9 protein-coding genes are annotated in these 11,634 nt (G+C 73.5%); 3 read left to right on the top strand and 6 right to left on the bottom strand.

The features are described from left to right. Nucleotides 1–62 precede the first annotated feature (62 nt). Nucleotides 63–794 (top strand): SIR2 family NAD-dependent protein deacylase, encoded by a 732-nt coding sequence (locus ACWF79_RS12950; protein ID WP_453728130.1) that lies wholly within the window; start codon nt 63–65, stop codon nt 792–794. Here ACWF79_RS12950 and ACWF79_RS12955 read toward each other — a convergent pair. Both ACWF79_RS12955 and ACWF79_RS12960 read right to left on the bottom strand, forming a co-directional pair. Next, nucleotides 791–1,288 (bottom strand): methylated-DNA--[protein]-cysteine S-methyltransferase, encoded by a 498-nt coding sequence (locus ACWF79_RS12955; RefSeq protein ID WP_453728131.1) that lies wholly within the window; start codon nt 1,286–1,288, stop codon nt 791–793. The two genes, ACWF79_RS12950 and ACWF79_RS12955, sit on opposite strands and share 4 nt — an antisense overlap. A 15-nt stretch (nt 1,289–1,303) precedes the next feature. Continuing rightward, nucleotides 1,304–2,833 (bottom strand): AlkA N-terminal domain-containing protein, encoded by a 1,530-nt coding sequence (locus ACWF79_RS12960; protein ID WP_453728132.1) that lies wholly within the window; start codon nt 2,831–2,833, stop codon nt 1,304–1,306. A gap of 295 nt (nt 2,834–3,128) precedes the next feature. Between ACWF79_RS12960 and ACWF79_RS12965 the strand changes: the two genes are divergently transcribed. Beyond that, nucleotides 3,129–5,927 (top strand): SpoIIE family protein phosphatase, encoded by a 2,799-nt coding sequence (locus ACWF79_RS12965; RefSeq protein ID WP_453728133.1) that lies wholly within the window; start codon nt 3,129–3,131, stop codon nt 5,925–5,927. Between the two features lie 22 nt (nt 5,928–5,949). Here ACWF79_RS12965 and ACWF79_RS12970 read toward each other — a convergent pair whose 3' ends face one another. The 3 genes from ACWF79_RS12970 to ACWF79_RS12980 form a co-directional block, all read right to left on the bottom strand. After that, nucleotides 5,950–8,007: a SpoIIE family protein phosphatase gene (locus ACWF79_RS12970; RefSeq protein WP_453728134.1), complete on the bottom strand. Its 2,058-nt coding sequence runs from the start codon at nt 8,005–8,007 to the stop codon at nt 5,950–5,952. 120 nt (nt 8,008–8,127) lie between these two features. Beyond that, nucleotides 8,128–9,345, bottom strand: coding sequence for an amino acid aminotransferase (locus tag ACWF79_RS12975; protein WP_453728135.1), 1,218 nt, complete (start codon nt 9,343–9,345; stop codon nt 8,128–8,130). After that, on the bottom strand, nt 9,338–10,318 hold the full coding sequence (locus ACWF79_RS12980; protein WP_453728136.1) for an EamA family transporter: 981 nt from the start codon (nt 10,316–10,318) through the stop codon (nt 9,338–9,340). The genes ACWF79_RS12975 and ACWF79_RS12980 overlap by 8 nt, the downstream gene beginning before the upstream one ends. A 139-nt stretch (nt 10,319–10,457) precedes the next feature. On the opposite strand from ACWF79_RS12980, the gene ACWF79_RS12985 reads away from it, so the two are divergent. Continuing rightward, nucleotides 10,458–10,934: an Lrp/AsnC family transcriptional regulator gene (locus tag ACWF79_RS12985; RefSeq protein ID WP_453728137.1), complete on the top strand. Its 477-nt coding sequence runs from the start codon at nt 10,458–10,460 to the stop codon at nt 10,932–10,934. Between the two features lie 39 nt (nt 10,935–10,973). Here ACWF79_RS12985 and ACWF79_RS12990 read toward each other — a convergent pair whose 3' ends face one another. Further along, nucleotides 10,974–11,525 carry a tellurite resistance TerB family protein gene (locus ACWF79_RS12990; RefSeq protein WP_453728138.1) on the bottom strand — a complete coding sequence of 184 codons (552 nt, stop codon included), beginning with the start codon at nt 11,523–11,525 and terminating at the stop codon, nt 10,974–10,976. Between the last annotated feature and the right edge of the window lie 109 nt (nt 11,526–11,634).

Raw genomic sequence — 11,634 nt, forward strand, 5'->3', positions numbered from 1 at the left:
GCGCACGCCCCGACCCGAAAATGCGTTCGCCGCGGGCGCGCGGACCGGCCTACGCTCGGCCCATGACCATGGTCGCGATTCTCAGCGGAGCCGGTATCTCCACGGACTCCGGCATCCCCGACTACCGGGGCCCCGACGGGGTGTGGACGCGTGACCCGCAGGCCGAGAAGCTCGCCACGTACGAGCACTACATGGCCGATGCCGACATCCGGCGGCGCGCGTGGCGGACGCGGCTCGACGGCCCGGTGCTGCGGGCGGAGCCGAACGCCGCGCACCGCGCCATCGCCGGGTTCGAGCGGACCGGGAACGCGGTGCGGGTGATCACTCAGAACGTCGACGGCCTGCACCAGATCGCCGGTCTCCCGGAGCGCAAGGTGCTCGAACTCCACGGCTCCGCGCGGAGGGTGGTGTGCACGGCCTGTCACGCCCGCTCCTCGATGGAGGCGGCGCTCGACCGGGTACGGGCCGGTGAGGACGATCCGACGTGCGAGGCGTGCGGCGGGATCCTGAAGTCGGCGACCGTCATGTTCGGGCAGCGGCTCGATCCGATGGTGCTGGGCGAGGCCATGTCGATCGCCAAGGCCGCCGAGGTCTTCATCGCGGTCGGGACGAGCCTGCAGGTGCAGCCGGCCGCCTCGCTAGCGGGGATCGCCGCCGAGCACGGGGCCCGCCTGATCATCGTGAACGCCCAGCCCACGCCGTACGACGAACTCGCCGACGAGATCGTCCGCGAGCCGATCGGCACCGCCCTCCCGGCGCTCCTGGAACGGCTCCAGGCCGGTCTCACCAGCTAGAACAGCGCGTCCGGCGCCGCGCCCGACTCGAAGGCCAGCAGACGCCGTTTGCGGTCGAGGCCGCCGCCGTAGCCGGTCAGGGAGCCGCTCGCGCCGACGACGCGGTGGCACGGGACGACGATGCTGACCGGGTTCTTGCCGTTGGCGAGGCCGACGGCGCGCGAGGCCCCGGGGTTGCCGAGCTCCTCGGCCAACTCGCCGTAGGTGCGCGTCTGTCCGTACGGGATGTGGCGCAGCCGCTCCCAGACGCGGAGCTGGAACGGGGTACCGATGAGGTTCAACGGCAGCTCGAACGCGGTGAGTTCACCGGCGAAGTACGCGTCGAGCTGGCGGACCGTCTCGCCGAACGGGCGCGGGTCCGGTGCGCCGAAGGTTTCCTCGGCGGGGCGGTGGCGCTGGTCGGTCATGTGGATGCGGCTGAGGACGCCGTCGACGGCGACGAGGGTCAGCGGGTCGTAGGGGCTGTCGACGACGGTGTGCCGGACGTCGGTCATGGCGGGACGGCTTCCTTACGCGGGGAGGTGGTTGATCGGGTGGCTGTCGGTGGCCCAGAGGTACTGGACGGCGTACGCGCGCCAGGGCCGCCACCGCGCGGCGCGGGCGGTGAGCGCGGCGGGCGTGGACGGCAGGCCGAGGCCGGCGGCGGCGCGACGGACGCCGAGGTCGCCGGGGAGGAAGGCGTCGGGGTCGCCGAGCGCCCGCATCGCGATGACCTCGGTGGTCCAGGGGCCGAAGCCGGGCAGGGCGAGGAGCCGGGCGCGCGCCTCGTCCCAGTCGGTGGCCGGGCCGAGACTCAGCGAGCCGTCGGCGAGGGCCCCGACGAGGGTGAGGAGGGTCGTGCGGCGGCTGCGGGGCAGGGCGAGGGCCTCGGGGTCGAGCCCGGCGAGAGCCTCGGCGGTCGGGAAGAGGTGGGTGAGGCCGCCCTCGGGGTCCTCGACGGGGACGCCGTGCGCGGCGACGAGCCGGGCGGCGTGGGTGCGGGCGGCCGCCGTGGAGACCTGCTGGCCGAGCACGGCCCGTACCGCGAACTCGGCCGCGTCGACCGTCCGCGGCACGCGCCGTCCGGGCGCCCGCTCCACCAGCGGGGCGAGCAGGGGGTCCGTGCTCAGCTGTTCGTCGACGGCGACGGGGTCGGCGTCGAGGTCGAGCATCCAGCGGCAGCGGCTGATGGCGTGGGTCAGGTCGCGGGGGTCGGTGAGGGAGAGCCGGCACGCGATGTGGTCGGGCCGCGGGGAGAGGGCGACGATGCCGTGGCCGTGCGGCAGGGTCAGGGTCCGCCGGTAGGCGCCGGTGGTGGTTCCGCCCACGCCGTCAAGGCCGTGGGGGAGCCACTCCTCCACGCCCGGGACGGCGGTGGCGGCGAGATGGCCGAAGAGGTTGGAGGGGTTGAGCGGGGCGCGGTACGGCAGCCTCAGCGCGATCACGCCCGGGGTGCTCGGCGCGTCGGCGGCGGTGACCGAGCGCGCGGCCGAGGACCGGGACGCGCGGGTGCGCAGCTCGCCGGGGGCGAGCGCGAAGACCTCGCGGACGGTGTCGTTGAAGGTACGGATCGAGGAGAAACCGGCGGCGAAGGCGATCTCGGCCATCGGCATCGGTGTCGTCTCGATCAGCAGCCGTGCGGTCTGGGCGCGCTGGGCGCGGGCCAGGGCGAGCGGTCCGGCGCCGAGTTCGGCGAGAAGCTGGCGTTCGATCTGGCGGGTGGAGTAGCCCAGCCGGGCGGCGAGGCCGGGCACTCCCTCGCGGTCCACGATCCCGTCCTGGATCAGCCGCATGGCGCGGGCGACGGCGTCGGCGCGGACGTTCCACTCGGGGGAGCCGGGGCTCGTGTCGGGGCGGCAGCGCTTGCACGCCCGGAACCCGGCGCGCTGACAGGATGCCGCGCTGGGGTGGAACACCATGTTCTCGGCCTTGGGCGGGACGACCGGGCAGCTGGGGCGGCAGTAGATCCGGGTCGTGAGCACGGCGGTGAAGAACACGCCGTCGAAGCGGGCGTCCTTCGACCGGACGGCTCGTACGCAGCGCTCGGTGTCGGTGTACATGGCTCCATGATCCGGGACCGGCGGGGGCGTCCGCTGGCGAGAAAACGACATGGACCTTTCCGGGCGCGCCCCGGTCCGGGCGTCCCACGGCACTCCCCCGGGACACGCCGGGCGCCCGCCCGGGGACACGTCCGGACCGCTCCTGGACCACTTCGCCTCGATATCCGGCCTCCGGGGTAGGAGCATGGAAGGAGCGGATCTCCATGGCCGCCGGCGGGCCGAGGAACCGAGGAAGTGGACGGGTGACTGGACCATCCCTGACGACAGCCGAATCTCCGAGAAGAAGAAGCACCCCATGAGCGGACGGCTGGGCCGTCGGCCCAAGGGGTTGGGACTGCGCAGCGTCGCGGGGCAGGTGTTCGCCCTGCAGGCGGTCATCGTCGTGGTGCTGGTCGCCGTGGGCACGCTCGCCCTGATCTTCCAGGCCCGGTACGACACGGAGACCGACGCCCGCAACCGCTCGCTCGCCGCCGCGGAGGCCTTCGCGCACGCTCCGGGGATCGTGGACGCCCTGCGCCAGCCCGACCCGACCTCCGTGCTCCAGCAGCGGGCCGAGAACGCCCGGCTGGCCGCGGGGCTCGACTTCCTCGCCGTGATGACCCCCGACGGCATCCGCTACACGGACCCCCGGCCCGATCTGATCGGCGAGCGCGCCACCGGAGACCTCGCGCGCGCCCGGGCGGGCGAGTCGTTCACGGAGATCTTCCACGGCGAGCCGACGGACGCGGTCCGGGCCGTCGTCCCGGTGCGCACGGAGGACGGGGACGTCGTCGGACTGGTCAGCACCGGCATCGAGGTCGAGAACGTCGGCAACGCGGTCGAGGGCCAGCTGCCGCTGCTGCTCGGCACGGCCGCGGGCGCCCTGCTGCTCGCCGTGGGCGGCGCGGCGCTGATCAGCCGGCGGCTGCGCCGGCAGACCCACGGGCTCGGGCCGGTCGAGATGACCCGGATCAACGAGCACCACGAGGCGGTCCTGCACGCCGTGCGCGAGGGGGTGCTCATCATCGACGCGGACCGGCGGCTGCTCCTCGCCAACGACGAGGCCCGGCGGCTGCTGGACCTGGGGCCCGAAGCCGAGCAGCGGCACGTCACCGAGCTGGGTCTCGATCCCCGTACGGCCGCGCTGCTCTCCTCCGACCGGGTCGTCAACGACGAGGTGCACCTGGCGGGCGACCGGCTGCTCGCCGTCAACGTGCGCCCCACGAAGCCCTACCGCGGCCGCCCCACCGGCACCGTGATGACGCTGCGGGACTCGACCGAGCTCGCCACCGTCTCCGGCCGCGCCGAGGTGGCCAGGGGCCGGCTGCAACTGCTGTACGAGGCCGGGGTGCGCATCGGCACGTCCCTGGACGTGGTGCGGACGGCCGAGGAGCTGTCGGAGGTGGCCGTGCCGCGCTTCGCGGACTTCGTCACCGTGGAGTTGCTCGAACCGGTGCTGCGGGGCGAGGAGCCGTCGGGGTCGTTCACCGAGATGCGGCGGACGGCGCTGACGGGCATCAGCTCCGAGAATCCGCTCCAGCCCGTCGGCGACCTGATCCGGTGCGTCGTGCCGACCACACCGATGGCGCAGGCGCTCGACGGCGGTCGCGCGGTCCTGGTGGCCGAGCTGTCCACGGCCGACGGCTGGCGGGCCCAGGACCCCGAGGGGGCCGCGACGGCCCTCGCGTACGGGCTGCACTCGCTGGTGGCGGTTCCGGTGCTGGCCCGGGGTGTCGTCCTCGGGATGGCGAACTTCTGGCGCTCCGAGACCGAGGAGCCCTTCGACGAGGAGGATCTGAACTTCGCCGAGGAGCTCACGGCGCGCGCCGCGGTCTCCATCGACAACGCCCGCCGCTTCACCCGCGAGCACGAGATGGCGGTGACACTCCAGCGCAGCCTGCTCCCCCGGATCCTGCCGGACCTGTCGGCGGTCGACGTCGCGTACCGCTATCTGCCCGCCAAGGCCGGGGTCGGCGGGGACTGGTTCGACGTGATCCCGCTGCCGGGCGCGCGGGTGGCGCTGGTCGTCGGTGACGTGGTGGGGCACGGGCTGCACGCGGCGGCCACGATGGGCCGGCTGCGGACGGCGGTTCTCAACTTCTCCACCCTCGACCTGCCGCCGGACGAGCTCCTGGGCCACCTCGACGAGCTGATCGACCGCATCGACCGCATCGACCGGGGCGCCGCGGACGGCGGCGCCGAGGACGAGTCCGAGAGCACCGGTTCCTCCGGGCCGGGGCGCAGGGTCGGCGCGGCGGGGGCCGACGAGGGGCAGGAGCGGATCACCGGCGCCACCTGCCTGTACGTCATCTACGACCCCGCCGACGGCCGCTGCACCATGGCCCGGGCCGGGCACCCCGGGCCCGCGCTCGTCCACCCGGACGGGCGGGTCGAGTACCCCGAGCTGCCCGCCGGGCTGCCGCTGGGGGTGGGCGGGATGCCGTTCGAGGTCACGGAGACGTACCTGCCGGAGGGGACCCGTCTGGTGCTGTTCACCGACGGTCTCCTGGAAGACCGCTACCGGGACTTCGACACCGGTCTCGCGCTGCTGCGGGACGCCCTGGCGACCACCGGCCGCACCCCGGAGCAGGCCTGCGCGGACGTCCTGACGGCCGTGCTCGTGCCCGCGCCGGACGACGACATCGCGCTGCTCGTCGCCGACACCCGCCTGCTGGAGGCCGAGCGGATCGCGGAGTGGGACGTGAGCGTCGATCCGGCGGACGTCTCCCGGGTCCGCGGCGCGGGCGCGGCGCAGCTCGCCGCCTGGGGCCTGGACGACATCGCGTTCACGGCCGAGCTCATCCTCAGCGAGCTGATCACCAACGCCATCCGGTACGGCGCCCCGCCCATCCGGGTCCGGCTGCTGCGCGACCGCCGGCTGATCTGCGAGATCTCCGACGGCAGCAGTACCGCTCCGCACCTGCGCTACGCGGCGACGACCGACGAGGGCGGTCGCGGGCTCTTCCTCGTGGCCCAGTTCGCCGAGCGGTGGGGCACGCGGTACACCGACCGGGGCAAGGTCATCTGGGCCGAACTGCCCCTGACCACGGCCGACTCGGAGGTCCCACCGCTGCCGGAGCCGGACCTGGACGCCCTGGAGGACCTCGCCTGGTGAGCCGCCCGGCCCGTTCCCGCCGTCACAACGACGTACGGGCCAGCAGCACGGCCACGTCGTCCGGCGGCGCGCAGGGCAGGAGCTGGTCGAGGATGTCGTCGCAGACCTGACTGAGCGGCCGTTCCAGGTGGAGCAGGGCCTCGGCGAGCCGGTCCATGCCCTCGTCGAGGTCGCGGTCCCTGGCCTCGATGAGTCCGTCGGTGTACAGCACGAGCAGGCTGCCCGGGGGCAGCAGGACCTCCTCGGTGGCGAAGTCCTGCCCGCCGGTGCCGAGCGGGGTGCCGGGCGGCCCCTCCAGGAAGGTGATCGCCCCGTCTGCGGTGGCCACGGCGGGCGGCGGGTGTCCGGCCCGGGACAGGACGACGCTTCCGGCGGCCGGGTCGTGGACGGCGTAGACGCAGGTCGCCATCTCGTCCTCCCCCAGTTCGGCGACGACGGCGTCGAGGGAGCGGAGCAGTTCCGCCGGCGGCACGCCGTGCCGGGCGAGGGTCCGTACCGCCGTACGGAGCTGGCCCATCACGGCCGCCGCGTGGATGCCGTGGCCCATGACGTCGCCGATGACGAGGCCGGTCCTGCCTTCGGGCAGGGCGATGACGTCGAACCAGTCGCCGCCGACGTCGTGGTCGCTGGCGGGGAGGTAGCGCCCGGTGAGTTCAAGGCCCTCGACCTTCGGCAGGGCGTTGTTGGTCAGGCTCCGCTGGAGGGTGAGGGCGGCCGCGCGCTGGCTGGTGTACATGCGGGCGTTGTCGATGTTCAGGGCGGCGCGGGCGACGAGTTCGTCGATGAGGACGAAGTCCTGCTCGTCGAAGGGTTCGCGCTCGTTGAGCCGGGTCACGGAGACGGAGCCGAGGACCTTGCCGCGGGCGACGAGCGGGACGATGCGCGCCGAACCGATGCTGGCCTCGAAGTAGGAGCGCAGGGGTGCGCTGCGCGGGTCGGGGAAGAGCGCCGGCAGGTCGGAGTGGTAGAGGTTCATCGGCCGGGCGTCGGTGATGACCTGCTCGTACGGCGTTCCCAGCGGGATCTGGAAGGTCTGTCCGCGGGTGAGCAGCGCGGTGGGGGCGGTCGGGTCGGGGAAGACGGCGGCGAGGCGGCGCAGCAGTCCGAAGGTGGAGGCGCCCGCCTCGTCCGGTTCGAGCACGGATTCGAGCAGCTGGACGTCGGCCGAGTCGGCGAGCTGGGGCACGAGGACCTGGACGATCTCCTCGGCGGTCTGGTGCAGGTCGAGGGTGGTGCCGATGCGGGTGCCCGCCTCGGCGAGCAGGGCGAAGCGCCGGTTGGCCCGTTCGGCCTCGACGAGCGCCCGCTGGCCCTCGGTGATGTCGATGAGGGAGGCGATCAGGCCGAGCCGGCGGCCGGATCCGTCGAGCAGCGGGGCGTAGGAGCAGGACCAGGTGCGGTCGTGGTCGGGGTCGGCCGGGGTCCGGCCGGTGCGGCGTACGTCGACGACGGCCTCGCCGCTCTCCAGGACCTGCCGCATGGTGGCCTCGAGGGCGACGGCGTTGACCCCGGGCACGACCTCGGTGAGCCGTCTGCCGACGTGGTCGGCGGGCGGTACGCCGTTCATCCGCGCCAGCGCGTCGTTGACGCGGATGAACCGCAGGCTGGGGCCGAGGGTGGCGAGGCCGATCGGTGACTGGGTGAAGAGGCTCTGGAGCGCGGCGAGGGAGTCCCGCATGCGCAGGACCTCGGAGGTCTCCACCGCGATGAGCATGGCTCCCGGCCGCCCGCGGGGGTCGACCTCGGGGACGATCCACATCTCCATGGTCACTTCGTGACCGTCCCGGTGCCGCACCGGGAGGGTGCCGACGACGGTCTCGCCCGCCTGGACGCGGCGGGTCAGCTGCTCGGCGAGCTCCTGGTTGGCGTCGGGCACCAGAATGGGTGACGCGGGCCGTCCGAGGACGTCGTCGGGGCGGTATCCGAGCAGGTCCTGGGCGGCCAGGGACCACTCGACGACGCGGCCGTCCTCGTCCTCGCGCCACAGGGCGATCGGGAGCAGTTCGCGCAGGACACCGGCGTAGCCGATGGCCGCCGGCGGTCGCTCCGGCGTCTCGCTCGGCGACTGAGTAGTGTCCAACGCTTCGACCTAACCCCGGGGGGTGCCTTCCTACCCGATCACCCTAGCCGAGCCCTCCGCGCAGCACCCTGCGGTACGGCTCCACAGGGGCGGCCGGACCGAGGCTGCCGACGGCCGGCCTCACCACCCGTGCCGCTGCCCGGCCATGGTCGGTGGGGTGGCGCCCGGAGGCGTGGCGGGAGAGTCCAGGGCGGCGGCTATGCCCTGCGCGAGGAACGGGATCCGGTGCGCGCAGACTCCGGCGATGTTGATGCGGCCCGCGTTCGTGCCGTAGATGCCGGACCGGTCGCGCATCCGGCGCATCTGCTCCGGTGTCAGAGGCAGCATGGAGAACATGCCCTTCTGGCGCCGGAGCGAGTCCGCCACGTCCGGGCGCCCGAGGGCGCCCAGGTGTGCGACGAGGTCCGCCCGGTTGGCGGTGATCCGCCCGCGCATGGCGTCGAGTTCGGCCTGCCAGGTGGCCCGGAGCCCGGCGTCCTGAAGGACGGTGGCGACGACGGCGGCGCCGTGGTCGGGCGGCATCGAGTACATGACGCGTGCGGCGTTCTGCAGGGCCGTCTCCACGTGCCGCAGCGTCTGCCGGGACGGGCCGAGGACGATGGCGCAGCCGGTGCGGTCGCTGTAGAGGCCGAAGTTCTTGGAGCAGCTGACGGCGATCAGCACCTCGGGCAGCCGGTCGGCCAGCATCCGGGTGGCCCACAGGTCGGCGTCGAGGCCGTCGCCGAGCCCGTGGTACGCGAGGTCCACGAAGGGGACCCAGCCGGCCGTCTCGGCGAGCCCGGCCAGCTCCTCCCAGGTCGCGGCGTCGGGGTCGGAGCCGGTGGGGTTGTGGCAGCAGCCCTGGAGCAGGACCACGTCGCCCCGGCGCGCGCCGCGCAGGTCGTCCACCATGCCGTCGGCGTGCCCGTACGTCCGGACCGTGAGCCCGGCGCCCTCCAGGATGGGGCGGTGGTTGACGTACGCGGGGTCGCTGATCCACACCGTGGTGCCGGGGCGGGTCTGGCGTACGAGGTCGGCGAGGAGGCGCAGGGCCCCGGTGCCCGCCACGGTCTGGACGGCCGTCGCGCGGGCGGTCCTGGCCTCGGTGCCGAGGACCATCGAGAGCATCGCCTCGTTGAAGGCGGTGTTGCCGGAGAGGCCGCGGTACTCCTTGGAGTCGGCGCGCTCGGCCAGGCGTATCTCGGCCTCCTTGACGGCGGCCATGACGGGGGTGGCGCCGGTGTGGTCGCGGTAGACCCCGAGGACGAGGTCGAGGCGCTCGGGGCGCGGGTCGGCCGCGAACGCGGCCGACAGGTCCCACAGCGGGTCCACGGGCGGGGCGGCGAGCAGCTCAAGCATGGGCGGAGACCTTGGTTCGGGGGCGCCGGTTGGCGAGCGCGACGCCGAGGGTGATGAGGGGGACGCCGACGAGCACGGACAGGGTCGGCGACTCGTCGAGGAGGGGTAGGGCGAGCAGCACGACGACGACCGGGCTGAGGCTGCCGACGACCGAGCTGCGCTCCGGGCCGAGGCGGCGGATGGCGAACGCGTACAGCAGCCCGGCGCAGAGGCCGACGCCGAGGCCCTGGACGACGAGGAAGAGCGCGATGTCGTCGGGGGCGGCGTGAGCGAGGCCGGTGGGCAGGACGCCGGTCAGGGCCAGCAGGGCGACGACGGCGAAGGAGGGCAGGCAGAGCAGCCCGATGGAGCCGACGGGGTCGAGGTCCACCTCGCGCAGGCCGACGGTGTACAGGGCCCAGAGGCCGCTGGCGAGCAGCAGCGTTCCGGCGCCGAGCAGGACGTCCGCGTCCAGGGCCGCCGTGTACCGCCAGACCAGCGCCGCGACTCCGGCGACGATCAGGGCGAGGCCGGCCGCCTGCGTGGAGCGGGGGACGCTCTTGCCGCCGGCGACCATGAGGGCGGAGACGAAGAGCGGGACCATGCCGGGGACGATCGCCCCCACGAAGGCGGCCGAGGTCAGCGAGCCGCCGTACATGGCGGCGAGGAAGAAGGGGACACCCGCGCCGCAGACGATCTTGACGGCGGGCCCGGGCCGCACCGCGAGCAGGCGCCGCCTGCGCCGCCACAGGGCGGGAGCCAGGACGACCAGCGGCACGCCGAAGCGCAGCAGGGCCGCGTCGGCGGGCAGGAGGGTGGAGGCGCCGAGGGCGCGGGCGCTGAGCGCGAAGGCGGCCCAGATCGCCACGGTGACGAGGAGGGCGCCGAGGCCCACCGCCTGGGGCGAGAGCCTTCCGGTCCGGCGTGCCGCCCCCGTGGGGGCCGGTGCCTCCCCCGTCGGGGCCGGTGTCGCCACCGTCGGTATGCCGCTCACGCGGAGCCTCCCGCTCGAATCCACTGTTTCGAGCAACGGTAGGGCTTCTCGCGAGGCAGCCGATTGCCAGTTCTGCCCTCCCGGCCTAGCGTGAGGGCAGAATCTGCCAAGAAGTGTTCACGAAGCGCCAGGAGTGACGATGGACGCGGTCGACTTCCAGATCATCCGCGAGCTCCAGGCCGACGGACGGCTCTCCAACCAGGACCTCGCCGACCGCGTCCGGCTCTCCCCGTCCCCCTGCCTTCGGCGGGTGCGGCGCCTGGAGGAGGCGGGCCTGATCCGCGGCTACACGGCCATGGTGGACCAGGTCGCCTTCGGCCTGCCGATCACGGTCTTCGTCCGGATCCGCCTGGAGCGCCACACCCGCGACATCGTCGACGTCTTCGAGGAGCACGTCGGCCGCATCGAGCACATCCAGGACTGCTATCTGATGGCGGGCAGCAGCGACTATCTGCTCAGGGTCGTCATCGAGAGCCTGGAGGCGTACGAATCGCTCGTGCGCCACCACATCCACGCCATTCCCGGCATCGCCTCGATCGAGTCCAGCTTCGCCTACGGAAGCGTGAAGCAGTCCAAGGTCTACCCGCGCCCGACGGCGCGCGAAGACGTCCGCTGAGACGACCCGCCGCTTCCAGGGTCTTTCGTTTTCGAGGCCCTAGAGGCCGAACTCCTGCGGGGACAGGCCGAGCGCCGCGCACGCCTCGCGGAGGACCTGCTCCTCGGCCGGGGCGACGTACCCGTCCGCGCCGGCGACGACGAAGCCGGTCTGCACGACCGCCTTGGCCTCCACGGGCTTCTTGGCCGCCTTGGCGATCTCCTGCATGGCCTCGGCCTTGCCCTGCGGGAAGTTGACCGTCAACTGGTCGACGTGCTTGTTGAACCGCTGCCGCAGCTGGTCGGGCGGGAAGTTCCGCAGGACGTCGTTCTGCAGGATGAGCGACTCCACATGCTGCCGCTCGGCCGGGTCGACCGACCCGTCGGCGGCCGCGACGAGCGCGCACATGGCCATGCTGGCGTCCCGGTACGCACCGCTCTTGAGCTCCGCCTTCAGGGAGGAGAGCTGGGACTTGAGCACCCCTACGAGCTGCGCCTTCGATCCCCCGCCCGACCCTGCGCCCGGCCGCGCCCGACCACCGGGGTTCCGTGCTCCCTGCGCCTGCTGCTGCAGCCCCTTGGCCTGGTCCTTGATCCGGTCCCACATCGCCATCCGTGCCACCTTCGGCTCACCGTTCGCTCGACCGCGCACGTTCCACGCGTCCTCCTGGGAACGCCCTTGGCCCCCTGAGGAGTTCCCGAGCCGCCCGCAGCAGTCGGGA

Source organism: Streptomyces sp. NPDC054975, from assembly GCF_053609105.1.

What these genes read in the sequence shown, in the direction of transcription:
- ACWF79_RS12950 (WP_453728130.1), top strand. Translation starts at nt 63, where the DNA reads ATGACCATGGTCGCGATTCTCAGCGGAGCCGGTATCTCCACGGACTCC.
- ACWF79_RS12990 (WP_453728138.1), bottom strand. Translation starts at nt 11,525, where the DNA reads ATGGCGATGTGGGACCGGATCAAGGACCAGGCCAAGGGGCTGCAGCAG.
- ACWF79_RS12985 (WP_453728137.1), top strand. Translation starts at nt 10,458, where the DNA reads ATGGACGCGGTCGACTTCCAGATCATCCGCGAGCTCCAGGCCGACGGA.
- ACWF79_RS12960 (WP_453728132.1), bottom strand. Translation starts at nt 2,833, where the DNA reads ATGTACACCGACACCGAGCGCTGCGTACGAGCCGTCCGGTCGAAGGAC.
- ACWF79_RS12975 (WP_453728135.1), bottom strand. Translation starts at nt 9,345, where the DNA reads ATGCTTGAGCTGCTCGCCGCCCCGCCCGTGGACCCGCTGTGGGACCTG.
- ACWF79_RS12955 (WP_453728131.1), bottom strand. Translation starts at nt 1,288, where the DNA reads ATGACCGACGTCCGGCACACCGTCGTCGACAGCCCCTACGACCCGCTG.
- ACWF79_RS12965 (WP_453728133.1), top strand. Translation starts at nt 3,129, where the DNA reads ATGAGCGGACGGCTGGGCCGTCGGCCCAAGGGGTTGGGACTGCGCAGC.